The sequence below is a fragment of the Caloramator sp. E03 genome (assembly GCF_006016075.1).
GTDB lineage: Bacteria > Bacillota > Clostridia > Clostridiales > Caloramatoraceae > Caloramator_B.
Genome location: NZ_CP040093.1, coordinates 310,956 through 336,923, shown reverse-complemented (window position 1 = coordinate 336,923; position 25,968 = coordinate 310,956). Strand labels below are relative to the sequence as shown.

At 30.4% G+C, this 25,968-nt stretch carries 27 protein-coding genes, 3 tRNA genes, 1 other RNA gene, 3 pseudogenes and 1 other annotated feature (1 of these 35 cut by a window edge); of the genes and pseudogenes, 29 read left to right on the top strand and 5 right to left on the bottom strand.

The genetic code is table 11. From position 1 onward, the window contains the following. Positions 1-157 (top strand) — a binding site (T-box leader); it begins 100 nt to the left of the window's first position. A gap of 93 nt (positions 158-250) precedes the next feature. The 9 genes and pseudogenes from FDN13_RS01840 to FDN13_RS01800 all read left to right on the top strand — a co-directional run. Then, positions 251-984: pseudogene (locus tag FDN13_RS01840) on the top strand (aspartate--ammonia ligase); the annotation flags it as partial. Positions 985-992: 8 nt separating this feature from the next. Next, a pseudogene (asnA, locus tag FDN13_RS01835) lies at positions 993-1,775 on the top strand (aspartate--ammonia ligase); the annotation flags it as partial. Between the two features lie 172 nt (positions 1,776-1,947). Then, on the top strand, positions 1,948-2,223 hold the full coding sequence (locus FDN13_RS01830; protein ID WP_371414834.1) for a DRTGG domain-containing protein: 276 nt from the start codon (positions 1,948-1,950) through the stop codon (positions 2,221-2,223). 73 nt (positions 2,224-2,296) lie between these two features. Further along, entirely contained in the window at positions 2,297-2,725 is a 429-nt protein-coding gene (locus FDN13_RS01825; RefSeq protein WP_138978614.1) for an ATP-binding protein, read from the top strand. 9 nt (positions 2,726-2,734) lie between these two features. Further along, positions 2,735-3,025 (top strand): 4Fe-4S dicluster domain-containing protein, encoded by a 291-nt coding sequence (locus FDN13_RS01820; RefSeq protein WP_138978613.1) that lies wholly within the window; start codon positions 2,735-2,737, stop codon positions 3,023-3,025. Further along, a complete protein-coding gene (locus FDN13_RS01815; protein WP_371414839.1) occupies positions 2,964-3,989 on the top strand; it encodes a [Fe-Fe] hydrogenase large subunit C-terminal domain-containing protein in 1,026 nt (341 codons plus the stop codon). Before FDN13_RS01820 ends, FDN13_RS01815 begins: the two co-directional genes overlap by 62 nt. Continuing rightward, positions 3,979-4,311: a DRTGG domain-containing protein gene (locus FDN13_RS01810; RefSeq protein ID WP_138978611.1), complete on the top strand. Its 333-nt coding sequence runs from the start codon at positions 3,979-3,981 to the stop codon at positions 4,309-4,311. The genes FDN13_RS01815 and FDN13_RS01810 overlap by 11 nt, the downstream gene beginning before the upstream one ends. A gap of 1 nt (position 4,312) precedes the next feature. Further along, on the top strand, positions 4,313-5,017 hold the full coding sequence (locus FDN13_RS01805; protein WP_138978610.1) for a PHP domain-containing protein: 705 nt from the start codon (positions 4,313-4,315) through the stop codon (positions 5,015-5,017). Between the two features lie 110 nt (positions 5,018-5,127). Then, positions 5,128-6,264 carry a hypothetical protein gene (locus FDN13_RS01800; RefSeq protein ID WP_138978609.1) on the top strand — a complete coding sequence of 379 codons (1,137 nt, stop codon included), beginning with the start codon at positions 5,128-5,130 and terminating at the stop codon, positions 6,262-6,264. On the opposite strand, the pseudogene FDN13_RS01795 reads toward FDN13_RS01800, so the two are convergent. Further along, positions 6,246-7,477, bottom strand: a pseudogene (locus tag FDN13_RS01795) (nicotinate phosphoribosyltransferase); the annotation flags it as partial. The gene FDN13_RS01800 and the pseudogene FDN13_RS01795 sit on opposite strands and share 19 nt — an antisense overlap. Before the next feature lie 150 nt (positions 7,478-7,627). Between FDN13_RS01795 and FDN13_RS01790 the strand changes: the two are divergent. After that, complete coding sequence (locus FDN13_RS01790; RefSeq protein WP_168190035.1) at positions 7,628-8,035, top strand: hypothetical protein; 408 nt, start codon at positions 7,628-7,630, stop codon at positions 8,033-8,035. Then, positions 8,035-8,586, top strand: a complete 552-nt coding sequence (locus FDN13_RS01785) for a hypothetical protein (RefSeq protein ID WP_138978608.1) — start codon at positions 8,035-8,037, stop codon at positions 8,584-8,586. The genes FDN13_RS01790 and FDN13_RS01785 overlap by 1 nt, the downstream gene beginning before the upstream one ends. Positions 8,587-8,731: 145 nt before the next feature. Here FDN13_RS01785 and FDN13_RS01780 read toward each other — a convergent pair whose 3' ends face one another. Further along, positions 8,732-10,477, bottom strand: a complete 1,746-nt coding sequence (locus FDN13_RS01780) for an ATP-dependent metallopeptidase FtsH/Yme1/Tma family protein (RefSeq protein ID WP_138978607.1) — start codon at positions 10,475-10,477, stop codon at positions 8,732-8,734. Between the two features lie 178 nt (positions 10,478-10,655). Here FDN13_RS01780 and rnhA point away from each other — a divergent pair, with 178 nt between their 5' ends. The 14 genes from rnhA to FDN13_RS01710 all read left to right on the top strand — a co-directional run bounded on the left by rnhA (position 10,656) and on the right by FDN13_RS01710 (position 19,941). Continuing rightward, entirely contained in the window at positions 10,656-11,117 is a 462-nt protein-coding gene (rnhA, locus tag FDN13_RS01775; protein WP_138978606.1) for a ribonuclease HI, read from the top strand. Positions 11,118-11,213: 96 nt separating this feature from the next. After that, a complete protein-coding gene (pckA, locus tag FDN13_RS01770; RefSeq protein ID WP_138978605.1) occupies positions 11,214-12,788 on the top strand; it encodes a phosphoenolpyruvate carboxykinase (ATP) in 1,575 nt (524 codons plus the stop codon). Between the two features lie 84 nt (positions 12,789-12,872). Next, complete coding sequence (locus FDN13_RS01765; RefSeq protein WP_138978604.1) at positions 12,873-13,301, top strand: YaaR family protein; 429 nt, start codon at positions 12,873-12,875, stop codon at positions 13,299-13,301. Between the two features lie 91 nt (positions 13,302-13,392). After that, positions 13,393-13,569, top strand: a non-coding RNA gene (gene ssrS, locus FDN13_RS01760) — 6S RNA. Positions 13,570-13,624: 55 nt separating this feature from the next. After that, positions 13,625-13,699 (top strand) — tRNA-Glu (locus FDN13_RS01755). A gap of 9 nt (positions 13,700-13,708) precedes the next feature. After that, positions 13,709-13,783, top strand: a tRNA-Glu gene (locus FDN13_RS01750). 92 nt (positions 13,784-13,875) lie between these two features. Continuing rightward, positions 13,876-14,235, top strand: a complete 360-nt coding sequence (locus FDN13_RS01745) for a phage holin family protein (protein ID WP_138978603.1) — start codon at positions 13,876-13,878, stop codon at positions 14,233-14,235. A 112-nt stretch (positions 14,236-14,347) separates the two neighbouring features. Then, positions 14,348-15,328: a class II fructose-bisphosphatase gene (gene glpX, locus FDN13_RS01740; RefSeq protein ID WP_138978602.1), complete on the top strand. Its 981-nt coding sequence runs from the start codon at positions 14,348-14,350 to the stop codon at positions 15,326-15,328. A 197-nt stretch (positions 15,329-15,525) separates the two neighbouring features. After that, positions 15,526-16,077: an RNA 2',3'-cyclic phosphodiesterase gene (thpR, locus tag FDN13_RS01735; RefSeq protein WP_138978601.1), complete on the top strand. Its 552-nt coding sequence runs from the start codon at positions 15,526-15,528 to the stop codon at positions 16,075-16,077. Positions 16,078-16,123: 46 nt separating this feature from the next. Continuing rightward, the gene (locus tag FDN13_RS01730) at positions 16,124-16,765 is read left to right on the top strand and encodes a TVP38/TMEM64 family protein (protein WP_138978600.1); all 642 of its coding nucleotides are present in this window, start codon (positions 16,124-16,126) and stop codon (positions 16,763-16,765) included. Between the two features lie 4 nt (positions 16,766-16,769). After that, complete coding sequence (locus FDN13_RS01725) at positions 16,770-16,997, top strand: DUF896 domain-containing protein (protein WP_138978599.1); 228 nt, start codon at positions 16,770-16,772, stop codon at positions 16,995-16,997. Between the two features lie 17 nt (positions 16,998-17,014). Beyond that, entirely contained in the window at positions 17,015-17,575 is a 561-nt protein-coding gene (locus FDN13_RS01720; protein WP_168190034.1) for a 5-formyltetrahydrofolate cyclo-ligase, read from the top strand. Next, entirely contained in the window at positions 17,575-18,519 is a 945-nt protein-coding gene (locus FDN13_RS01715; RefSeq protein WP_138978597.1) for a magnesium transporter CorA family protein, read from the top strand. The genes FDN13_RS01720 and FDN13_RS01715 overlap by 1 nt, the downstream gene beginning before the upstream one ends. 15 nt (positions 18,520-18,534) lie before the next feature. Next, on the top strand, positions 18,535-19,941 hold the full coding sequence (locus FDN13_RS01710) for an aminopeptidase (protein WP_243120245.1): 1,407 nt from the start codon (positions 18,535-18,537) through the stop codon (positions 19,939-19,941). An 11-nt stretch (positions 19,942-19,952) separates the two neighbouring features. Here FDN13_RS01710 and FDN13_RS01705 read toward each other — a convergent pair whose 3' ends face one another. The 3 genes from FDN13_RS01705 to FDN13_RS01695 all read right to left on the bottom strand — a co-directional run bounded on the left by FDN13_RS01705 (position 19,953) and on the right by FDN13_RS01695 (position 21,665). Beyond that, on the bottom strand, positions 19,953-20,903 hold the full coding sequence (locus FDN13_RS01705) for an L-threonine 3-dehydrogenase (protein WP_138978596.1): 951 nt from the start codon (positions 20,901-20,903) through the stop codon (positions 19,953-19,955). A gap of 274 nt (positions 20,904-21,177) precedes the next feature. After that, positions 21,178-21,264, bottom strand: a tRNA-Leu gene (locus tag FDN13_RS01700). Positions 21,265-21,335: 71 nt separating this feature from the next. Next, positions 21,336-21,665, bottom strand: coding sequence for a hypothetical protein (locus tag FDN13_RS01695; protein WP_138978595.1), 330 nt, complete (start codon positions 21,663-21,665; stop codon positions 21,336-21,338). A 335-nt stretch (positions 21,666-22,000) separates the two neighbouring features. Between FDN13_RS01695 and FDN13_RS01690 the strand changes: the two genes are divergently transcribed. The 4 genes from FDN13_RS01690 to FDN13_RS01675 all read left to right on the top strand — a co-directional run bounded on the left by FDN13_RS01690 (position 22,001) and on the right by FDN13_RS01675 (position 25,918). Further along, positions 22,001-23,713: an IS1634 family transposase gene (locus FDN13_RS01690; RefSeq protein WP_138978594.1), complete on the top strand. Its 1,713-nt coding sequence runs from the start codon at positions 22,001-22,003 to the stop codon at positions 23,711-23,713. 208 nt (positions 23,714-23,921) lie between these two features. Then, complete coding sequence (locus FDN13_RS01685; protein ID WP_138978593.1) at positions 23,922-24,464, top strand: hypothetical protein; 543 nt, start codon at positions 23,922-23,924, stop codon at positions 24,462-24,464. A gap of 4 nt (positions 24,465-24,468) precedes the next feature. Beyond that, the gene (locus FDN13_RS01680) at positions 24,469-25,017 is read left to right on the top strand and encodes an RNA polymerase sigma factor (protein ID WP_138978592.1); all 549 of its coding nucleotides are present in this window, start codon (positions 24,469-24,471) and stop codon (positions 25,015-25,017) included. Position 25,018: 1 nt separating this feature from the next. Further along, on the top strand, positions 25,019-25,918 hold the full coding sequence (locus tag FDN13_RS01675; protein ID WP_138978591.1) for a hypothetical protein: 900 nt from the start codon (positions 25,019-25,021) through the stop codon (positions 25,916-25,918). Positions 25,919-25,968 lie beyond the last annotated feature (50 nt).

Sequence of the window (25,968 nt, the reverse complement as noted above, 5' to 3'; positions counted from 1 at the left end):
ATCTAACCAAAATTAGGATGTATGCCTAAGAGTAGACTTAGACGGAGCCAAACCGTTATAGATTGGACAGTATCGAATATTGTATATTCCGTACTGATTGAGTGAGCTTTTATGCTAATTTGGGTGGCACCGCGGAAATTAACCTTTCGTCCCTTGGATGAAAGGTTTTATTTTTTTATTATTGCATGGCCATGCTTTGAATAAAAATGAACATATTGCAAATAAATATAAATTTATAGGAGGAATATATATGAGTGATATGCTAAAAAGCCTAATTATACCAAAAGAATATAAACCATTACTTGATATAAAGGAAACTGAAATAGCAATAAAGAAAATAAAGGATTTCTTTCAAATTGAACTTGCTAAAAAGCTTAATCTTACAAGAGTATCAGCTCCGCTATTTGTAAGACCGGAAACAGGTATCAATGACAACCTTAATGGATATGAAAGACCTGTATCCTTTGATGTTAAAGCTATAGGCTCAAGGGATGTTCAGATAGTTCATTCCCTTGCAAAATGGAAGCGTTTAGCACTTAAAAGGTATGGGTTTAAAGTTGGAGAAGGGCTTTATACTGATATGAATGCTATAAGAAGGGATGAAGATCTTGATAACCTTCATTCAGTTTACGTTGATCAATGGGATTGGGAAAAAGTAATTAAAAAAGAGGAAAGGAATGTAGAAAAACTAAAGGAAATAGTTCAAGATATTTATAGTGTATTTAAAGCTACAGAAGACTATGTTACAAAACTTTATCCTCAGATATCAAAGGTACTCCCAGAAAAATAAGCTTTATAACAACTCAAGAACTTGAAGATATGTATCCAAAACTTACTCCAAAGGAAAGGGAAAATGCTATTGCAAAAGAAAAAGGAGCTGTATTTATAATGCAGATAGGAGGAGAGTTAAAATCCGGAATAAAACATGATGGAAGGTCTCCTGACTATGATGATTGGACATTAAATGGAGATATAATATTCTGGAATCAAGGGATGTTCAGATAGTTCATTCCCTTGCAAAATGGAAGCGTTTAGCACTTAAAAGGTATGGGTTTAAAGTTGGAGAAGGGCTTTATACTGATATGAATGCTATAAGAAGGGATGAAGATCTTGATAACCTTCATTCAGTTTACGTTGATCAATGGGATTGGGAAAAAGTAATTAAAAAAGAGGAAAGGAATGTAGAAAAACTAAAGGAAATAGTTCAAGATATTTATAGTGTATTTAAAGCTACAGAAGACTATGTTACAAAACTTTATCCTCAGATATCAAAGGTACTCCCAGAAAAAATAAGCTTTATAACAACTCAAGAACTTGAAGATATGTATCCAAAACTTACTCCAAAGGAAAGGGAAAATGCTATTGCAAAAGAAAAAGGAGCTGTATTTATAATGCAGATAGGAGGAGAGTTAAAATCCGGAATAAAACATGATGGAAGGTCTCCTGACTATGATGATTGGACATTAAATGGAGATATAATATTCTGGAATCCTGTTCTTGAAATTGCTTATGAGTTATCTTCTATGGGAATAAGGGTTGATGAGGAGGCTTTAGAAAAACAGCTTAAGATAAGCGGATGTGAAGATAGAAAGGAATTACTTTTCCACAAAATGCTTTTAAATGGGGAACTACCTTATACAGTTGGTGGAGGAATTGGTCAATCAAGGATATGCATGTTCTTTTTAAGGAAAGCACATATAGGAGAAGTTCAGGCGGCAATATGGCCTGATTGGATGGTAGAAGAATGTACAAAAAATAATATATTTTTACTTTAACAATAGTGATATTAAGATGCCTGTTGATATTTGTATTGCAGGCATCTTATTTTATATATACTAAAATTACTATTTAAAATAATAAAATTTTGAACAATATTAACTTGAATTGACTGTATATAAAGATTATTATAATAATTATAAAAATAAATTTAAAATCGGGGGTTTAATAATGAAATTAAAAGATATAGCAGAATTGCTAAATGCAGAAGTACTCTGTGGACATGAAAAGCTTGATTATGATGTGGGTTATGCTTTTGGATGTGATCTTATGAGTGACGTTTTATCTCTTGTAAATAAAGATACTATTCTTTTAACTGGTCTTACTAATATACAAGCTGTAAGAACTGCTGAAATGATGGATATAAAATGTATAGTATATGTTAGGGGAAAAAGTCCTGATGAAAGTGTTATAAACTTGCAAAAGAGAAAGATATCTGTGTTATGACAACTAAACATATAATGTTCAATGCATGTGGTATTTTATATGTAAATGGTTTAAAAGGAGCTGAAATCAATAAATGCAACAAGAGTTTATAAAGCTCCACTATGATATTATAAGTGGAGATTATATTAGGGGTGGAGAGGCTTCAAGTAACCTTAAAAAGGCTTTAATGCAGCTTGGGATAGATAGCAGCATTGTAAGGAGAGCTTGTGTAGGATGCTATGAAGCAGAAATGAATATAGTTATTCACAGCTATGGAGGAGAAATTGAAGTAGCTATTTATAAAAATAAAATTGAAATTACTGCAAGGGATAAGGGACCTGGAATTGAGGATATTGACCTTGCAATGAAGGAAGGATACTCTACGGCTTCTGAAGAAGCCCGTGAGATGGGATTTGGTGGAGGAATGGGTCTACCTAATATGAAAAGAAGCAGTGATGAGTTTGTTATCGAATCTGTAAAAGGAGAATATACGATTGTAAAGATGACAATAAATATTGAATAGGGTGATTAAATGAAAGGTTTATACCATTCAGTAAAATTGATAGAAGAAAACTGTAAAGGCTGTACTAAATGTATGATGAGTTGTCCTGTTGAAGCAGTAAGAGTTAAAAATTCTAAGGCCGTTATTTATACTGATAGATGTATTGACTGTGGAGAATGCATAAGAGTATGTCCTTATAATGCTCATGTTGCACAAAAGGATACTATAGATTCTATAGATGAATTTAAAGTAAAAAGTAATACCTTCAGTAACGATATATACACAATTTGGAGATTATATAAATCCAAATATAGTAAATGAGGCTATAAAAAGCCTTGGCTTTGATGAAGTATATGATATTACTTATGCTTGTGAAATAGTTACCGAAATTACAAGAAAGGAAATTGAAAACGTTAGAAAGCCAGCAATATCTCCATTTTGTCCAAGTGTTGTAAGACTTATAAATGCAAGCTATCCTGAGCTTATGGAACATGTAATAAAAGTTTTAACTCCAATTGAAGTGGCAGCAATATTGATAAGAGAAAAATATAGAAAGATGGGCTTTAAAGATGAAGAGGTAGGAGTATTTTTTTTAACACCTTGTGTTGGATGGATTACTAAGGTAAAAAATATTCAAAAGAATACCAAATCACAAATAAATGGTGCAATAGCAATATCTGATGTATATTCCAAGATATTAAGGTATATTAGCAAAAATAATAAGAATATTGAAACAAATGGTACTGTAGCGATGTCTTATTCTGGGCTCAGATGGGCAACTGTTGGAGGTCAAAGTACCTCAATGCATTTTAAAGAGCATATAGATGTTGATGGGGTTAAAAACGTTATAAGGGTACTTGATGATATTGAAAAGGGAAAGTTTGATGATGTTGAATTTATAGAGGCTCATGCTTGTACAGAAGGGTGCCTTGGAGGTATACTCCTTGTGGATAATCCTTTTAATGCAAAGAGAGTTTTAAAAAAGTTTAGTAGTCAGCTTAATTTTACAAATAGAATGAGTAAAATAAGTGAACACTATAAAAATGAGTTTTTAAGTGACGGATATATAAAAACCTCAAAGGGGTTAAAGCTTGCTGATGATTTTGAAAGTGCTGTAAAAAAGATGAAATATATGAATGAAATAATAAATATGCTTCCTGGAATTGATTGTGGACAATGCGGATCACCATCATGTAAAGCCTTCGCTGAGGATGTTGTTAGAGGCTTCTCTAAGGTTGAAGAATGTATTATGCTTAAAAAAGGAGTGAAAAACTATGAAGGTTAAGGATATAGTAGAAAAATTGAATTTAAAAGTTGTTTCAGGAGAGGATGGTTTAGATAGGGAAGTAAGAGGTGTATATTGTTGTGACCTTTTGAGCTGGGTGATGTCTCATGCATCAAAAGGCAATGTATGGATTACAGTTCAAATACATCCCAATATTGTTGCTGTTGCATCTTTGCTGGAGTTATCCTGCATAATTGTACCTGAAAATATTGAAATTGAAGGTGTGACTATTGAAAAATCAAACCAGGAAGCAATACCTATACTTCAAGCAGGTGTTAATTCATATCAGCTCTGCTTAAAACTTAATAGTATGGGAGTTTAATATGCGAATATATATAGATTTGCACATTCATACTGCTTTATCTCCATGTGGAGATGAGGACATGACGCCTAATAATATTGTAAATATGGCAAAATTAAAAGGCCTTGATGCTATTGCTATAACTGATCATAATAGCTGTGAAAATGCTAAAGCCTGTATGGAATTAGGACAAAAATTAGGGTTAATTGTTATCCCTGGAATGGAGATACAAACAAGAGAAGATGTACATGCTTTGTGCCTTTTTAAAGATATTGAATCAGCTATTGTTTTTCAAGAAAAGGTTTATAGCTCTCTTCCACCAATAAAAAATAAGTCTGATATATTTGGAAGGCAGATAATATACGATAGTAATGACAATATTATTGGAATAAACGAAAGAATGCTTTTAATATCTGCTGATATGTCCTTTGATGAAGCCTGTTGCATAACTAAAGAATTAAATGGGGCTTTTATTCCAGCACATATAGATAGGAATTCCAATAGTGTTATATTAAATCTTGGATTTATACCGGAAAATCTTCCTATAAAAACATTAGAGTATTATAAATCCGAAGGATTAATGAAACTAAAGGAGGCAAATTTAATAAAACCCACTTATAACTTTATAAAATCCTCTGATGCTCATTATCTTTTGGATATACTTGAAAGAGAGTCTTATATTGATGTTGATGAATTTACAATTTCTAATATTATTGATATATTATGAAGCTATTAACAGCCAGTAATTTTTATAGGCTGTTTTTTTTGTGCACCACGATTAAAAATTATCATTTTTGTCAATAATGATAAAGGAATATTATATAGGTGGTGTTATAAGTGACAGACAAAGAAAAGCTAATGGCTTTTGAAAAATATATGAGGGATGTAGGCTATGACAAAGATACTATAGACTTCAACTTAAAAGTAGTTAAACTTTTAATAAATAAAGTTTTGTTTTTCTTTCAAGAATCCCTTGAAACAATTGATTCATTTTGCTTTGAAGAGTTTACAGACATGATTACTATGATAGACAGTGAATTTGGTGGAAGAGATGGAATATCTAAAATGCTAGATGCTATGATGGTTCTAACTGAATTTCTAAAAGTCAATAAATTCATAAAGGGCGGTAAAATAGCCTATTATAAAAAGATGTTTTCAGATGTAAATTATTATCTTGATAAATATGACAGATTAACAGGGAGAAAGGATGATTCAAAGGAATTTATAAAAGAAATAACAACAAACAGGTTTGCTTCTTCAGTTGTAAGAATTGTTGAGGATGTAAATGTATATGATTTTGAAACAATTGATTTAATAGACAGAATACTTAATGATGTTCCAATAAGTGAAAAAAATGAAAATGTTGATGTTTTAAAATCAATATTATGTTATTTAAAGCTTTTAGAACAGAAAAATAGTCATTATGAAGCTACTAAAAAGGGAAGATGCCTATCAAGGCTGCCAGCGGAAGAAAGGTATGCAGCTATTTTGAATCTTTTACTCTATTATGTTAATTGGAACTTTTTAAAGATTGATGATATTGACATAGATTTAAATTTTAGGGACGTAGTTTCAACTTTTGCATCTATCTTTAAAGATAAAAAAGAGCTAATAGTAGATATTAATGAACTGTTAAATGTAAATCAAGACGAAATATTGATAGAGATGTCAAAGGATGTTTTTAGAATTGCTAAGGCTGAATCTATGCCCTTTAGTCAATATTTTGTTGATATATGTTTTAAAGGAATGGGACTTTTAGATGTTACTCAAGATGAAAATAATGTATTTACATATTCTACTAATGACTTTGGACAAAATATTTTTAAAGCAATTTATAATGAAAGTATTTCAGATATAAAATTAGAACTTGAAATAATTGGACTTGACATTCGTAAAAGAAATGACTATGACAATATTGAAAAAAAACTAATAAAGTTTATTTCTACCTATGGTCCTTTTTTCTTCCAGGTATAAACAGGATCAAATATTTTAAGAGGTTTTCCTTCGTCAATAATCTCATTTGCAAAGGTTATAATATCTGCTATTGCTTGTTTGTAGCTTTATCAAAAAGCCTATATATCTGCTTGAATCCAGGATTTGTTATTTTTTCTGCATTTTCGCTAATTTTAATTTTGGGAATTATTTTACCATTATCTTCTACAGCAACAAGCTTATATACTCCACCAAACACTGGTTCAGATTTAGCAGTAATAAGCCTTTCTCCTACTCCAAAACTATCAATTTTAGCACCTTGGGATAGAACATCTCTTATTATATATTCATCGAGTGAATTGGAAATAACTATACTACAGTCACTAAAACCTGCATCATCAAGCATCTTTCTTGCTTTTTCGGTTAAATATTTTATATCACCACTATCTATTCTTATACCTTTTGGTCTTATACCTTTAGGGAGAAGTTCTTCTTTAAAAACTTTTATAGCATTAGGTATTCCTGATTTTAATACGTTATAGGTATCAACTAATAGAAGGCAATTGTCGGGATAAGCTCTTGCCCAAGCTCTAAAAGCTTCGATTTCACTATCAAACATTTGAACCCAGCTATGAGCCATTGTACCAACTGCAGGTATTCCAAAGAGTTTTTCTGCAATAGTACATGCAGTTGAGCAACATCCACCTATATATGCAGCTCTTGCACCGAATATTGCACCATCATAGCCTTGAGCTCTCCTTGAACCAAATTCAAGAACAGGCTTTCCTTGAGCTGCCCGTACTATTCTGTTTGCTTTTGTTGCAATTAAAGTTTGATGATTTATTGTAAGAAGAATCATCGTTTCAAGGAATTGGGCTTGCATAATGGGTCCCCTTACTATTATTAACGGCTCATTGGGGAATACAGGCGTTCCTTCAGGAATTGCCCAAACATCACATTCAAATTTAAAATTTTTAAGATAATCTAAAAATTCTTCATCAAAGATGTTTTTGCTTCTCAAATAATCTATGTCGTCTGATGTAAATTTTATGTTTCTCATGTATTCAATAAGCTGCTGTAAACCAGCCATAATGCAAAAACCACCGTTATCTGGAACCTTTCTAAAGAACATATCAAAATATGCTATTTTATTTCCAATACCATTTCTTAAATATCCATTGGCCATTGTAATTTCATAAAAATCAACAAGAAGTGTTAAATTTCTATCCTCTTTCCAATCAAAAATATATGACATTGCTTTTTCTCCTTTATGTTTTAATATCATGTTATATTATATTTTAGTATTATAATTGTTTAAATTCAAGAAAATATATTTATAAAAGCTTTAAAGTTGTCCTTTAGTTTTTTATAATAATAAAGAACAACCATCGAAAGGAGAATGTTAATGGCTTCAATAGGAGAGGTTAAAAAAAGACTGCCTAATGATTTTATAGAAAGACTCTATAATCAGTTTTCACCAATAACTGCTGATAGAATTTTATCAGGTATGGCAAATACAAGGTATACAACCCTTAGGGTAAATACTTTAAAATATGATAGACAAAGCCTTATGAAGGATTTTAGAAATCTAAATATTAAGTTTGAAAGGGTTATGTGGTATGAAGATGCTTTTATAATAAAAAATGCTAATGAAAAGCAGATTAGTGAACTTGATATATATAAAAAAGGATACATTTACCTTCAAAGCCTATCGAGCATGATCCCTCCTATTATATTAAATCCTAAAAATGGAGATAGAGTTCTTGATATGGCAGCAGCCCCTGGAAGTAAAACAACCCAGCATGCTTGTTGATGGGAAAGAAGCAATCCAAGATGGCTTGTTTGATGGGAAATGAAGGATTCATACTTGCTAATGAGGTTGATAAAATAAGGGCTGAAAGATTAAAGTATAATCTTTCAATGCAAGGAGTAAATATAGTTGAAATACGGATTGGAAGAGGGGAAAAGATTAAGGATGAATATGAAGAGGAATTTGATAAGGTACTTCTTGATACTCCTTGTAGTGGTGAGGGAAGATTTATCTATAATGAGCCTTTAACATATAAAGGATGGTCTTTAAGGGAAGTGAATAGGCTTTCTAACCTTCAAAAAAAGCTAATTGAAAGTGGTGCAAGGGTACTTAAAAAGGGAGGAACTCTTGTATATTCAACTTGTACGTTGAATTATGAGGAAAACGAAAAAATAGTAGAATATGCTTGTACAAATTTAGGGTTAAAGTTAGATAAGATTGATATTGATTTTAAAGTAAATAATTTTGTTGATGAAAAAAAAGAAGGTATGATTAAAATAATGCCTTCTAAGGATATGGAAGGCTTTTTTATATCTAAATTAAAAAAACTTTAATGAATTTATATTTTTTATTCTGAGTAAACTTAAAATTTGATTTAATTATTAAAATAAATATAAAGACAACTACATAAAAAGCCTGTGAACTTTTGTTAAGACATAAAAGTTCACAGGCTTAAAAAGTAAACTACAGCTTTTGATTTTATGCTGCAACTATTCTTTCAATGTCATAGCTATCAATAGTTTCTTTTTCTAAAAGTTCAAAAGCAATTTTATCAAGCTTTTCTTTGTTCTTATTAAGAATATCGATTACTTCATTGTATAAATTTGAAATAGTTTCGCGGCATATTTTTAGTATTTCCTGGGAATTATTTACACCTTCCCTTTCGAGTAAATCGTAGTTTAAGAGACCTGTATTGTTAAACATACCGTAGTATTTTGCCATTAATATTAATGTGTTTGTGGCATTTTCTAAATCTTTATAAGCACCTGTAGTGATGTTTTCTTTTCCAAAAATTATCTCTTCAGCAGCCCTTCCACCAAGGGCTATTTTAATGTTATTTAAAAGGCTGCCTTTTGTTTGATAAATTCTATCAGGGGATATATTTAGTGTATATCCACCAGCACCCTTAGTGCTTGGAATTATAGTTACTCTTTTTACAATATTTTCAGGGCAAACAAGTTTTGATATAAGTGCATGTCCTGCTTCATGATAAGCAGTTATCTTTTTATCTTCATCCTTTAAAAAGCTTCTGTCTTTTTTCTCTGCACCAGCAATTACAATTCCAAAGGCCTTATCTATGTGTTCCATAGTTATATAATCAGAACTTTCTTTAGCAGCAAGTATTGAAGCTTCATTCATGAGGTTTTCAAGCTTAGCACCTGAAAAATAAACTGTCATTTGGGCTACTGAATAAAGATCTACATCTTCAGCTAAAGGTTTATTTTTACTATGAAGTTTTAGTATTTTATATCTTGCCGTAACATCAGGAAGGCCTACTTCTATGTGCCTGTCAAATCTTCCAGGACGTAATAGAGCTTCATCTAAAGTATCAAGTCTATTTGTTGCAGCCATTACAATAATTCCTTGGCTGTCTTTAAAACCAGACATCTCTGCAAGAAGTGCATTTAAAGTTTGATCCCTTTCATCAGAACCTCCATCACCTCTTGCATCCCTTTTTTTACCTATAGCATCAATTTCATCGATGAATATAACAGCTTTACCTTTATCTCGTGCTTTTTTAAATAAATCTCTAATTCTTCCAGCACCAACTCCTACATATATTTGTACAAAATCGGAACCGTTTACTGCAAAGAAAGGAACATTAGCTTCTCCTGCAAGAGCTTTTGCGATGAGTGTTTTTCCTGTTCCTGGAGGCCCATATAGTATAACCCCTCTTGGCATTCTTGCATTATATTTTGAATACTTTTCTGGGTGTTTAATGAAGTCAACAAGTTCCTTTATACTTTCCTTTGCTTCTTCATTTCCTGCTATATCATTAAAGGTTATATTTGTAGTTTTTTCTGGTTCTGCATCAATTGATGAAAGCTTAAAGGCTCCAGAAACATTTTTTCCCCTTGAAGAGATAAAATATAAAGTTGCGGATATCATAAGAAAAGAGAAAAGTGAAAGAGGTATAATTTGGCTAAGTCCTGAAGAATCTCCTTCATGTACATTTATTCCTTTAAGTAGGAGAGATTCTTTAAAAGTATCAGTTCTTGGGTTTTGAGTGTAATATATCTTATTGTTCTTTAATATTATCTTTATATTTTCGCTATTTGATATATAAACATCAGTTACGTTTCCTTTATCAATTTCTTCTAAGAACTGTTTGTATTGAATAATTTTTTTGCTATTTAAAGAGTGCTTGTAATTAAAGAAAATGCCGGCAATTAATATAATAAGAACAAAGGGAATTAGTATACCTTTTTTCTTAATATTCTTCATATAATCCCCTCCTTTATTTAGTATACATAATATATATTATATTTGTTTTATTGTTATTGTAAAATTATTTACATATATATTTCCATGTTATTTAATGTTATTACAGTGAAGATATATATATATTGATAGAAAAATTGGTATAATTATATTTAAATCACAATAAAAAGGAGATAGTGTTATGAAAAAGGTTATAATCTATGCGGATGGCGGTTGTAGGGGTAACGGCAAAGATAATGCCATTGGTGGATATGGAATAATCTTAAAATATAAGGATCATTTAAAAGAAGTAAAAAAGGGTTTTAAAAATACTACGAATAATATAATGGAGCTTACAGCAGTTATTGATGCTCTTTTAATGTTAAAGGAACCTTGCGAAGTTGATTTATACAGTGACTCTGCTTATGTAGTAAATGCTTTTAATAACGGATGGATTGAAAAATGGCAAAGAAATGGTTGGGTGACAAGTGGGAAAAATAAAGTAAAGAATAAAGAACTTTGGGAGAAACTAATAGAACTTACTAATTATCATAAAGTAAGGTTTATAAAAGTTGAGGGACATTCTGATGATGAGTTGAATAATAGGTGTGATGAACTTGCAAACATTGCAATGGATGAATTGGAAAAAGAGAATAATATATAGACAAATGAAAGAATAGCATCATAAATATTCAAATTTGAAATAATCCCTTCAATGATGTAAAATATAATTAGAAAAATATGAAGGGAAGAGATTTATATGGAAATTGAAAAATATTTAAATAGAATTGGATTGATAAATATAAGAAATATTTATAGAAATCTTCCAGCATGTAAATTAATTGAGCAATCAATATTAAAAGGAGAAGGGAATCTTACAATATCAGGAGCTTTAAATGTAAATACTGGAAAATATACAGGGCGTTCACCTAAAGATAGATTTATTGTAGATCAAGCACAAGTAAGAGATGATATATATTGGGGTAATTCTAACATACCAATTGATGAATCAAAATTTGAAACATTATATGCAAAATTGATGGCATACTTTCAAAATAAGGATGTTTATGTATTTGATGGATTTGTTGGAGCAGATAAAAGATATTCAATGGCTGTAAGGTTTATAAATGAGTTTGCATTTCAAAATTTGTTTGCTCATCAACTTTTTATAAGGCCTACTCAAAGGGAGCTTGAAAATTTTGATCCAGATTTTACTGTTGTTTGTGCACCGGGATTTAAAGCTGATATTATAGCAGATAAAACAAACTCTGAGGCATTTATTATTATTAATATTGTAAGGAAAGTAATTATTATTGGCGGTACAATGTATTGTGGTGAAATTAAAAAATCAATATTTTCTATAATGAACTATTTTATGCCAAAGTATGGAATATTATCTATGCACTGTTCTGCAAATGTTGGAAAAAACAATGATGTTGCTTTATTCTTTGGACTATCAGGAACTGGTAAAACTACACTTTCAGCAGATTCTGAAAGAAGGCTTATAGGTGATGATGAACATGGATGGTCAGAAGATGGAGTGTTTAACTTTGAGGGAGGGTGCTATGCCAAGTGTATAAACCTTTCCAAGGAGAATGAACCCCAAATTTGGGATGCAATAAGATTTGGTACTATTTTAGAGAATGTTGTGCTTGATAGTGAAGGAAGAGAAGTTTTTACCGACAATAGATATACCGAAAATACAAGAGCAGCATATCCAATAGATTATATACCAAATTGTGTTAAGGAAGGAATAGGGGGGCATCCTAAAACAATACTTTTTCTTACAGCTGATGCCTTTGGAGTGCTTCCACCTATATCAAAACTATCTAAGCATCAAGCAATGTACCACTTTATATCAGGATATACCAGCAAAATAGCTGGAACAGAAAGAGGAATAAAAGATCCACAGGCTACCTTTTCAGCTTGCTATGGAGAGCCTTTCATGCTTTTAAATCCTTTATACTATGCTAAAATGCTTGGAGAAAAAATAGAAAAACACAATGTAAATGTATATTTGATAAATACTGGATGGATAAAAGGTCCTTATGGAGTGGGAGAAAGGATAAAATTATCATATACAAGAAATATGGTAAGGGCTGCTATAAGTGGCGAACTTGAAAAGGCAGAATTTGAGGTTCATCCTGTGTTTAATCTACTAATACCAAAAACATGTAAAGATGTACCATCGGAAATATTAAATCCTATAAATACTTGGAGAGATAAACAAAAATATAATGAAACTGCAAGGCTACTTTTAGAAAAATTTGAAAATAACTATAAAAAATATGATAATAATATAAATTATAATGAAGTAGCACAGACTGCAAGATAAAGGAAGGTCTGGGCCTCTTTTTTATTAAGAAAATAAGTTTTTGTACGATATATAATAATAAGCTAAAAAGGTTGGAGGATTCTTATGAAGGTAAATAAGACCAAGAATACTACGAATATAAATAAAACCTCTACAATAAGTAGAAATATAAAAACAGAATCATTTTCACTTGCTCTTGACATGGCAAATAAGGATCAAGCTGAGCAAAGGCTTTTAGAATTGCTTAATGATATAGAAAAGCTTGGTAAAAAACTTATTTCAACAAGAAGTTTAGAGGATGCAAAAGAATATAAATCAAAGATACAGGAGTATTTATCTTATGTAGTTAAAAATGTTTACATATTAAAAAAAGAGGCAGGACCTTTTAATTATGGAATAAGGGTTAGAATTGAAATAATAAATAAAAAGCTTGATGAAATAACTAAGGAACTTATAGAAAATCAAAAAGATACAATTGAGCTTGCAGATAAAATTGAAGAGATAAAAGGATTGCTTATAGATATATATAAATAAGCTACCCTCTCCCCCTTGGGTAATTATTGAGAAAATTGGTTTTATATTTCTCTTAACATAATAAATTTATTTTGTTATAATAAACTTACGATAAATCCTGAGATGTTCGTCAGACCTGTAATTTCAACCGACAGATTTAATAAGGGAGTCCGCGTCGAGGTAATGATGCAATGTCTGCAATGGTAGAACTGCAGAGGTACTTCGTAGGGCACCCACCTGCAGAGAGTGCGGGTATGAAATTAACAGGCAGCGGCATATTGGGAGTTTTTTTATATTCTGCTATTGACATTATATTAAAATATGATAAACTAATATTTGTCAGTGGTCCTATGGTCTAGTGGTTAGGACACCGCCCTCTCACGGCGGTAACAGGGGTTCGAATCCCCTTAGGACTACCAATTTAATATGGTCCTATGGTCTAGCGGTTAGGACGCCGCCCTCTCACGGCGGTAACAGGGGTTCGAGTCCCCTTAGGACTACCAGTAAATCTATCCTATTCAGGATAGATTTTTTATTATTTTTTGGGCATATTTTTATTTTTATAGTAAATACTATCTTTGGAGGTGAATTTTAATTGGCTGATACTTCTAACGAAAGGCATCACAGTTTTTTGGGAGTTATTATAAGATTTTTTGTTGCTGCTATTGTTCTGCTAATAACTAGTTTTTTAGTTCCTGGGTTTTTTGTTGCTGGAATGGGAACAGCTATTTTAGCAGCAATAGTTATAGCACTTCTTGATTACCTTATAGCAGCTTTATTTAACTTTAATGCTTCGCCTTTTGGAAAAGGTTTGGTTGGCTTTTTGGTTTCAGCACTCATCATATATCTAACCCAGTTTGTTGTTAAAGGAGTTGCTGTAAGTGTATGGGGAGCAATATTGGCTGCATTGGTTATCGGATTAATCGATATGATAATACCTACAAGGATAATGTAACATTATTAAGCAAGTAGATTACTCTACTTGCTTATTTTGTATATGACAATATTTAAATAGAAAATATTATATGTTATAATATTTTGAAGAATCAATTTTTGGAGGTTTTTGTATGGAACGATTTGATATTGCAATGGGTATCGTAAGGGTTACAGAGGCAGCAGCTTTATCTTGCTCAAAATATCTTGGAAGAGGAAGCGTTGAGCTTATAGAAAGAGCAGCAGTTGATGGAGTAAGACATGCCTTTGAATTGTTACCCATTAAAGGAAGAGTGGTTATTGGAGAATGTGAGCTTGAAAAAAATGCTATACTTTATATCGGAGAAAAAGTAGGTATGTGGGAAGATGGACAAGAGGAGTATGACATAGCAATGGATCCTTTAGATGGTTCAATACTCGTTGCAAAAGGAAGTTCTAATGCTATTTCTGTAGTTGCTGTTGCAAAAAAAGGAGGTATTTTTAAAGCACCTCAGATTTATATGCAAAAAATTGCAGTAGGGCCAAAAGCGAAAGGTGTTATAGATATCAATGCATCCTTAAAAGAAAATATATATAACGTAGCAGAGGCAGTAAATAAGGATATAGCTGAGATTACTGTGATGATACAGGACAGGCCAAGGCATGAAAATTTGATAAAACAAGCAAGAGAAATAGGAGTAAGAGTAAAACTATTTAAAGAAGGAGACGTGGCAGCTGCTCTTGCAACAGCCTTTGAAGATACTGGTGTTGATATGTTAATTGGAATAGGAGGAGCACCAGAGGGAGTGCTTGCAGCAGCAGCTTTAAAGTGCCTTGATGGAGAGATGCAGGTAAAGCTATTACCAGAAAACGAAAAGCAAGTAGCTATGTGTAAAAGAGCAGGAATAGAGGATGTAAACAAGGTGTTAGGTATAGGAGAACTTATAACTACAAATGATGTATATTTTGCAGCAACGGCAATAACTGATTGTGACATATTAAAAGGAATTACCTATAAGCAAGATATAGTTAAAACTCATTCTGTTGTTATGAGATATGAAACGGGTGTTGTACGTTTTGTGGATGCAATTCATAAGTTAAATAGCAGTTTAATAAATATAAGAGAGGATTTATAAAATTATAAAGTAGGTTAGAGTCTATATACGTCTTAACTGATTTTCTATAGAGCTTAAGAAGTATGTAGGCTCATTTTTTAAATAAATATAAATGTTATTAATAACAATAAAGAATAGCTTTGGGGTTAATTTTTAGTTGTAAATTATAACTTTTTCTGATAACTTAAAATTTAAGGATTTTGAAAGGTGGTATTAATATGAGAACATTTATTACACTTGAATTTGATAAAGATACAAAGGATGAGATAGTGAAAATTCAAAAGTTTATTAAGGACAACAGTTTTTCAGGCAGGTTTAAATATATAGATAATTTCCATCTAACATTGAAATTTTTAGGAGAAACAGATTTAAAAACTATAGAATTGATATATGAGGATTTGAATAAAAAACTCAAAGACTTTAAAAGTTTTAAGTTGAATTTTAGTGGAATAGGAGCCTTCGGAATTAACAAAATTATAAGAACAGTTTTTATAAAAGCAAAAGAACCTTTAGAGAGCATTCAAAACTTATATTATATTGTGGACGAGATAACTTCTAAATATGGATTTAAATCAGAAAACAAATACATACCTCATGTTACAATAGCTCAAGATGTAGAGCTTAAAGTATCTTTTCAAAATCTATGTGATAAGGCAATATCTCTATTTAATAAAGAAATTTTATTTGACAAGATTGTTATTATGAAAAGTGAACAAATAAACGGTAAAAGGATTTATACACCTCTTAAGGTGATTTTTTTAAATAAGTAATTGTTAAAATGCATAATATAGTATAAAATTCTTTGGGGATGATTAGATGTTAAAAAAAAGGCCAATAACTATATTATTATTATGCATTCTAATTATAGTTATACTTTACTTTAGAAAAGATATAGTATATATTACAAAAAGCCCGGAATATTTCAGGGACTTTATGAAATCTTATGGGAAATATGCTATAATCTTATATTTGATTTTGAGCCTAATACGCTCATTATTTCTTCTTCCTGCAGGAGTTTTTGCTATTGCTTCAGGTATAACATTTGGTGCATTTTGGGGCTCTATATTAACCTGTGTTGGAGTAACTTTAAGTGGTATACTTGCTTTTGAAATATCCAGGTGTTTTGGAAGTGATTATTTAATTAAACTATTTGGAGATAAGATAAAGCCAATTGAAGAAAAATTAAAGGGAAAAGGTGCCTTATATATTGCTACATTAAGGATGATACCTATATTCCCTTTTGATGCCATAAGCTATGTTTCGGGACTTTCTAATGTTAAATTATCAAGCTTTATATTTGGAACATTTATCGGTAGCTTACCAGGAGCATTCGTTTATACATATCTTGGAAGTAACCTTATTAATATACATTCAAAAAAGTTTATTTTATCATTATGTTTGGTTATAATAGTTTCGTTAATACCTTTAATATATAAATATGTTTTAAAGAGAGGATGATATTATGATAACAAAGGAACAAATTCAAAGAATAAACGAGCTTTATAAAAAACAGGTTAATGAAGGATTGACTGAAGAAGAAAAAATTGAACAGCAAATGCTAAGAAGGTTATATGTAGAGGCAGTTAAAGAGAATTTAAGAGCTCAACTTGAGAATATAAAGATAGTTGATGAAAAGGGATATAAACATAATATACAAAAAAAGTGTGGCTGCGATGAGCACAAACACTAAGCATGGAGAAGTCATATATGAAAAAAGAAATAAGAAAGAATATGATATTATTAAGGAACAGCTATGATGAAAAAATTTTAGATGAGATTAGTACTAAAATAACTGATAATATATTTGATTGGCAGATATTTAAAGATTCGAAAGTTGTAATGCTTTATAGCAGCATAAAAAGTGAGGTTAGAACTAAAAAGATAATAATAAAGGCATTAGAGGATTTAAAAGTGGTAGCTTTGCCAAAGACTTTAAAGGATATAGGGCAAATCATTGCCTGTTCTATAAATGATATGAATGGGCTTTCTATTGGTACTTATGGTACATTAGAGCCTAATGATACTAAGATTATAGATAAAAACGATATAGATATTGTTTTTGTTCCAGGAGTTGCTTTTGATTATAAAGGATTCAGGATAGGATATGGAGCTGGATATTATGATAGGTATTTAAAGGACTATGATGGAATAAAAATAGGTGTATGTTATGGCTTTCAATTAATTGATGATGTATTTCATGATGAACATGATATAAAAATGGATTATTTGGTAACTGAAAAGGGAATAATTAAAATTGGTGATATTTAATGAATGTATATTCAATTGATGAGGAAATTAATGAGATCGATTACAAAAATATTAATTTTGATGATAAATGCTTTTACTGGATTGATTTAAATCCGAAGGAATTAAGGGAAATAAATCAAAGCCTTTTTTCATTTGAATATGATACCTTATGTGAATGTGAAAGCATAAGTCAGTTTGCAAAGGTGGATTTTTATGATAATTATACATTTCTTGTTTTAAACTCATTAAAATATGAGAATGGAGTAGTAAAGCCTGATGAATTTAACATATATCTTGGCAAAAATTACATTATAACGGTTTCCAAAAATGATGTAAAGATACTAAAGGAACTTAAGGAAGAAATATTAAACTATAAAAATAGCTTATTCTTTTCAAAGGACAGATCTCCTTCCAAATTTCTGTATTATATTTTAGATAGATTAATATTAAACGACTATGAGATTATAAGTAAACTTGAAAATACAGCAGATGCACTTGAAATACAGATGATGAAAAATCCTGAAGGCTCCTTTTTACAGGCATTTTTGCATTTAAGGCATCAGGTTCATACATTAAGAAGATGTGTTGCACCTTTAAGATATATAGGGGATAACCTTCTTTGCAATGAAAACAATATAATTGAAAAAGTATGTATCAAATATTTTAACCAGATAAATTTAAAGATTGATAAACTTATGTTTTCTTTAGAGAGTTTAATACAGTATATTGTACTTGTAAGGGAAGCCTTTGAAGCTGAACTTGCCAATAAGACTAATAGTCTTATGAAACTTTTTACTATTATAGCAATATTTTTTTCACCACTTACTTTAATTACAGGAATATATGGTATGAATTTTAAAATACCTGAATACTCTTGGAAGTTTGGTTATTTTTATTCTTTATTTCTTATGGCTTTTGTATCTATTTGCCTCTTTGTTTATTTTAAAAGAAAAAAATGGTTATAAATATGGGGGATAATGATGGGATTTAAAGATTATAATGATCTAAAAATGGTTAGAAAGTGCCTTTGGAAGCAAAGGATAAATGATAAGGAATTATATTATTTTACAGATGAATTTAAAGATTTCATGTCTAAGGTTAAAACGGAAAGGGAAACTATAAACTATTGTATAGAAGTTGCAAAGAGACATGGCTTTATGGACCTTGATGAAGTAATTTCTACGGGTAGAAAACTTAAAGAAGGAGATAAAGTTTATAAAATAAATAGGGGCAAGGGAGCCGCTTTTTTTGTAATTGGTTATGAAATCATGACTAAAGGTTTTAATCTAATTGCAGCCCATACTGATTGTCCAAGGCTTGATATAAAGCCAAAGCCTTTATATGAGGACAGAGGATATGTATTACTTGATACCCATTATTATGGCTCAATAAAAAAATATCAATGGACAACATTACCTTTAGCACTTCATGGTATTGTAATAAAAAAAGATGGGGGAATAATAGAGATAAACATTGGAGAAGAAAATAAAGACCCTGTTTTTTATATTAGCGATTTACTAATACATTTATCAGAGGAGCAGATGCAAAAGAACCTATTAACAGGTATTAATGGAGAGGATTTGAACATAGTATTTGGTAGCATACCTAGTGATTTCCCTGTTGATGAAAAAGTAAAACATAACATTTTAAATATTTTAAATGAAAAATATGAGATTAATGAAGAGGATTTAGTTTTTGCAGAACTTGAAGCAGTACCTTCAGGAATTGCAAGGGATTCAGGTCTTGATAAAAGTATGATAATGGCTTATGGACAGGATGATAGAGCAGGGGTTTTTACATCATTTAGTGCCTTGTTAAAAGTTAAGGATAGCTATAAAACAAATGCGGTACTTTTAGTGGACAAAGAAGAAACGGGCAACTTTGGAAGCACAGGTGCTCATTCTAAATTCTTTGAACAGGTTGTATCTGAAATATTAGATTTAACCTGTGGTTATAATGGATTAAAGCTTCTTGAAACATTAAAGAATTCAAAAATGCTTTCTGTCGATGGTATATGTGCTTATGATCCTAATTATAGTTCAGTGTTTGATGTAAATAATACTGCCTATCTTGGATGTGGTGTTGTAATAAATAAATATAACGGTGTTAAAGGAAAAATTGAAACTAATGATGCGAGTCCAGAATTTTTAAATTATTTAAGGAGTATTTTTTACGAAAACGATATAATATGGCAGCATGCAGAGTTTGGAAAAGTAGATGGGGGAGGAAGTGAAACTATATCCTATATACTTGGGCAATATGGTGCTGAAGCTGGAGATATTTCTTTACCGATAATTGGTATGCACTCTCCATTTGAAATTACAAGTAAGGCAGATATATACGAGCTCTACAGAGCTTGCAGAGCTTTTTTTACAAGCAAAAAGTAGGAGATTATCTCCTACTTTAATTTTATGCTAAGTTTTTCTATCATATCCTTTGTCATAAGAGGAAGGTCATACTTTGGCTTCCATCCCCATTCTTCTCTTGCGGCAGTATCATCAAGGGAATTTGGCCAAGACTCAGCAATTTTCTGTTTTATAGGATCAATATTGTAGTCCATTGTAAATTCAGGTATTATCTTTTTAATTTCGGCGTATATATCTTCAGGTGCAAAGCTCATTGCTGTAATGTTAAAGGCATTTCTGTGAATTAACTTATCAGGGTTAGCTTCCAAAAGGGTTACTACAGCATTAAGTGCATCTGGCATATACATCATATCCATATATGTTCCTTCTTTTATATAGCATGTATATTTTTTGTTTTTTACTGCTTCATAGTATATGTGAACAGCATAATCTGTTGTTCCTCCACCTGGAAGGGCCTCGTAGGATATAAGCCCCGGAAATCTTACGCCTCTTGTATCAACACCGTATTTATAGAAGTAATAATCACACAATAATTCTCCAGCTACTTTTGTTACTCCATACATAGTTGTAGGTCTTTGAATAGTATCCTGTGGAGTTTTATCTTTTGGAGTTGAAGGCCCAAAGGCAGCTATTGAACTTGGAGTAAATACTGCACAACCATTTGATTTAGCAACTTCAAGTACATTATAAAGCCCATACATATTTACGTTCCATGCAAGAGCTGGATTATTCTCTCCTACTGCTGATAATATTGCTGCAAGGTGGATAATAACATCAGGTTTATATTTTTCAACAACTTCATTTATTCGTTTTGCATCAAGTACGTTCACGATTTCAAAAGGTCCTGCTTTGAGAACCTTTTCAGGTCCTTTAGGGGCAATGTCACTTGCTATTATGTTTAAATTTCCGTATATTTCTCTAAGATATAGTACAAGTTCAGTACCTATTTGCCCTAAAGCACCAGTTACAAGTATTTTTCTCATTCTATTACTACCCCCTAAGATTTATTTGAATGTAATAGAGGAAATAATTATAGTGGTTAATGTTATAAAATAAAAAATAATAACTAAAAATTAATTAAATTATGATTATAAAATATATTCTATATTTTAATTATAAAACATAATAGTTAAAAAGAAAAACACAATTAAATGTTATATATTGGGATTTACCTATTATTGAGCTATTTTATTTAAATTATAATTAAATTTTTATAAAAAAAGTAAAGGCTTCTCAATTAAGAGAAACCTTTACTTTTGGTGCCGAAGGCGGGGGTCGAACCCGCACGGATTTTACTCCACCGGATTTTGAGTCCGGCGCGTCTGCCAGTTCCACCACTTCGGCAAGAACAATATCATAATATCACAATAATAAGATTATGTCAATATAATGGAAAAGACTTCTATAAAAGAAGTCTATTTCACATCTTTATTTTTTGCTCTTGAAGGTTTTGCTTTAGGCCTACCTATTATTGGTTTATTCTTTTCGGCTTTGTTTATTTTTACAATTTCCATATATGAAAGAAAAGATAAAGACACTAATAAGATTTGCAAATATTGAATCCAAATTGATGACGTAAATTGTTTTTGAAAAATTAGCGGAAGAATAAATATAATTATTAAAAGTACAAGAAAATAATTCTTGTTAATTTTGTATTTTAATAGTATGGTTGCTCTTATGTAATAGAATATAACTAAAGAAAATGTGGCAAGCCCAAATACAATAAGCAATTGTTTCCAAAACATAATATTACCTCCTTTCATTATTAAATAAAACTATATATATTATATCAGCAATTGTACAAAATTGCATATAATTATCTAATGATGTTAGTCTTATTATATGATAAAATAAATAAGAAAACTTTGTTTTGATTTTTAGGGGTGATGTTTTTGATATGGTTACTTGATGCCGGCAAATCCATGGGGAGAGCTCGGGTCTTTGACAGTTGCAAGACAAAAAAAGTGCCTTAAAGCCTTGATATAGGCTTATTTTTTTGTCAAATTTTAAATTTTTATAGTGCACAATGTGTAACAATGTGTTATAATATAGATATAAATATATGAAGAGATGTGAAAAAATGAGATTACAAATTGTTAAATCAAAAAATGCAGCATCCTTATACGTAGTTAAATCTGTTTATGAAAAAGGCAATCGTACTTCAAAAGTAGTTGAGAAGCTTGGCACTTATGATGAACTTTTAAAAAAACTAAACGGACAAGACCCTATAGAATGGGGGAAGAGGTACGTTGAAGAGTTAAATAGAAAAGAAAAAGAAGAGAAAAGAGAAATATTAGTAAAATACTCGCCTGTTAAACAAATTAACAAAGACGAACAGCATACTTTTAATGGTAGTTACTTGTTTTTACAAAAAATATATAACGAGCTTGGGCTGCAAAATATCTGTAAAAATATTTCGGATAAACATAAATTTAATTTTAATCTAAATTCAATACTATCAAGATTAATTTATGCAAGAATTATTTATCCATCATCTAAGCTTGCTACATACGAACTATCAAAAAAATTTATTGAGCAGCCTGATTTTGAGCTTCAGCATATTTATAGAGCTTTAGAAGTAATTTCAGAAGAAACAGATTTTATTCAGTCAGAATTATATAAGAACAGTCTTAAAGTTTGCAATCGTAATAAAGGAGTTCTCTATTATGACTGCACCAACTATTTCTTTGAAATTGAACAGGAAGAAGGATTAAAACAGTATGGAGTATCGAAGGAACATAGACCCAATCCAATTGTTCAAATGGGACTTTTCATGGATGGAGACGGCATCCCCCTTGCATTTTGTATAAACAAAGGTAATACTAATGAACAAGTAACTTTAAAACCTTTAGAGCAAAAAATTATATCCGAATTTGGGCTTTCAAAATTTATCATTTGTACAGATGCAGGGCTTGCATCTACAGCTAATAGAAAATTTAATAATATACAAAATCGAGCTTTTATTACTACACAATCTATTAAAAAATTAAAATCACATTTAAAAGAATGGGCGTTAGACCCCAAAGGATGGCATCTTAGCGATTCAGACAAAGTATATAATTTAAACGAAATTAACGAAGAAGCAGATATTAATAAAATTTTTTATAAGGAACGCTGGATAAAAGAAGACGGGCTTGAACAAAAACTTATTGTAACATTTTCCTTGAAATATAGAAACTATCAAAGAACTATAAGAGGTAACCAAATAGAGAGAGCTCAAGAGGTTATTGATACCAATCCTACAAAATTGAAGAAATGTAATGCTAATGATTACAAACGCTTTATTTCAAAGACTCACTACACACCTGACGGTGAAGTAGCTGAAAAAGAATTATACAGCATTAATGCTGATTTAATAGCACAAGAGGCAATGTATGATGGTTTTTACGCAGTATGTACAAATATAAGTGATGATGCTGCCGCAATTATAAAAATTAATAGAAGGCGTTGGGAAATAGAAGAGTCCTTCCGTATTATGAAATCAGAGTTTAAGGCAAGACCAGTATATTTAAGAAGAGATGATAGAATAAAAGCGCATTTTACAACTTGTTTCATTTCCCTGATGATATATAGGCTATTAGAAAAAAAGCTTTCAGAAAAATATACGTGTAGCGATATTATATCAGGACTTAGAGAAATGAATTTTTATGAGATTAAGAATGAGGGCTATATTCCAATATATACAAGGACTGATTTTACAGATGATTTACATGACAAATTTGGCTTTAGAACGGATTATCAAATAATTAATATGAAACAAATGAAGAAAATTTTTAAAGACACGAAAAAATAAAAAACATTGTTCACTTTTTTGAAAAGTATAAAAGCCTGAGAGCCCTTGATATTCAATGGTTCTACAGGCTTTTTGCTTCTCGCAACTGTCAAAGATGAGATTATATCAGCAATTGTACAAAATTGCATATAATTATCTAATGATGTTAGTCTTATTATATGATAAAATAAATAAGAAAACTTTGTTTTGATTTTTAGGGGTGATGTTTTTGATATGGTTACTTGATGCCGGCAAATCCATGGGGAGAGCTCTTATTGAATTTTTTAATATTTTTCTTTTTAAGAATGTGATTGATATAGATATAAAAGATAAGAAGCTTAAAAGAAGTCAAAGGATTATAAATAAAATTAATAATATAAATTATATTTATGAAAATTCAAGTAATAGGAAAATTTCAATAGGAGTTTTAATTGATACGATATGTATGGAACTTTTAAAAGAATTAATCGTCAAAATAATAAATAGGACAATAAATATTATAAATATAATTGATAGTAGTATGGTTAACTTTAAAGTTATTCATGTTTATTTTAAATTAAAATCTTCAATTGTAGGATATATTGATTTATGTAAAAACAATATAAAGAATATATTTAAGAATTTATACATAATCCCCACCCATGGAGTTATTAGCAATAGTGTAATTATCTTTGAATTTATAACAGAATTTTTTAAGAAATTCTCTGGTTATCTAATAGAGAAAACAAAAAACTCCTATGACATTTATGTGGGCATAGTAGTAAGGGGGTAGGGATATGGAAGAGAGAGAACTTATATATAGATGCCAGCAGAACGATATAGAAGCTTTTGAAACTTTAATATTAAGCTATGAAAAAAAGATTTATAACCTGTGTTATTATATGTTGAAAAATATGGAAGATGCAAAGGATGCATCACAGGAGGTAAGCCTTAAGATATATAGATCAATTCAAAAATTTAAAGGGGAAAGCAAGTTTTCGACCTGGGTGTACAGGATTACATATAATACATGTATGGATTACATAAAGAGAAGAAAGGAAGAACTTTCCTTTGAAGATATTTTAAATTCAGAAGGTCATATAGAAAGTAAAGTTGAGAATGTAATTGAAAATAGAGAATTGCAGCATGATATTAAAAATTGCATATTAAGACTTAGCAATGATTTTAGAACTATAATTATTTTAAGGGATATAAGCGGTTTATCCTATCAGGAGATAGCAGATGTATTAGGTATTGAAGTAGGAACTGTTAAATCAAGGCTAAACAGGGCAAGGGAAAGCCTTAGAAATGAACTTATAAAATGTGGTATAGTAAGGGGGTGCTGAAATGAAGTATCATGAATATGTTAATAAAATTAAGCAAAAAGAATATGACATTGAAGCAGGAATGCTTTCCCAGCTTGAAATTGAAGTACCTGATGAACTTCATGGAAGCATTATGAAAACAATAAGAAATGAAAAAGTAAGGAGAAGAAATCTGTGGTATAAAACCTTTTCTTCAATTGCAGCTGCGATACTTGTTTTTATAATTTCAATTACTGGAATTAAGGATACATTGAAATCTCCTCAAAAATCTGAAAATGAAACTGTAAAGAGCAATATTGAATTAAATGTATCTAATAGTGAAATAAAAGATGATAGTAGTCATATAAAAACCAATAATATTGTAGCAAAGGAAAATAGTAATGCAACTTCTCTTGTAAGTGAAAAACAAAATAATACAACAAGTAATAGAGCAAAGACTTCTAAAAAAACTACAAAGACTACAAAAACATTAATAGCATTAGATAATAAAAAAGTTGAAAAATCTGTTGTTAGCGATGTTGGAAGTGGTAATATATATACGATAACTTCAGAAGATAGTCAAAGTGTTCAGGATAATTCAAATTCAGATGAAGCATTATTTTCTTTGCAAAGCACAGGTACTGATAGTGGTGTATCAAAAAGCTCCTTATTTACTACATTAATTGCAACTTCAATTCCAGTTGATTATATAGCAACGGTTGATAAAAATCAGGGAAGCGTTTTATCCTTTATATATAACAATCCTAATATAGTACTGATAGATACAAAGAATAGCATATATAGAATTCAAAGGCAGGATTTTAGTGTTTTATATGATATGATAAACAGTCAATCATCAATGTATAGTAATACAGGTATTTCGGGAATAAATAGCTACAGCCAAAATAAAGAATATTATTTTATTAAAATTGTAATAAAATAGCCTTCGGGCTATTTTTTATTGTCCTTTTATATATTATTTTTTTTATATAT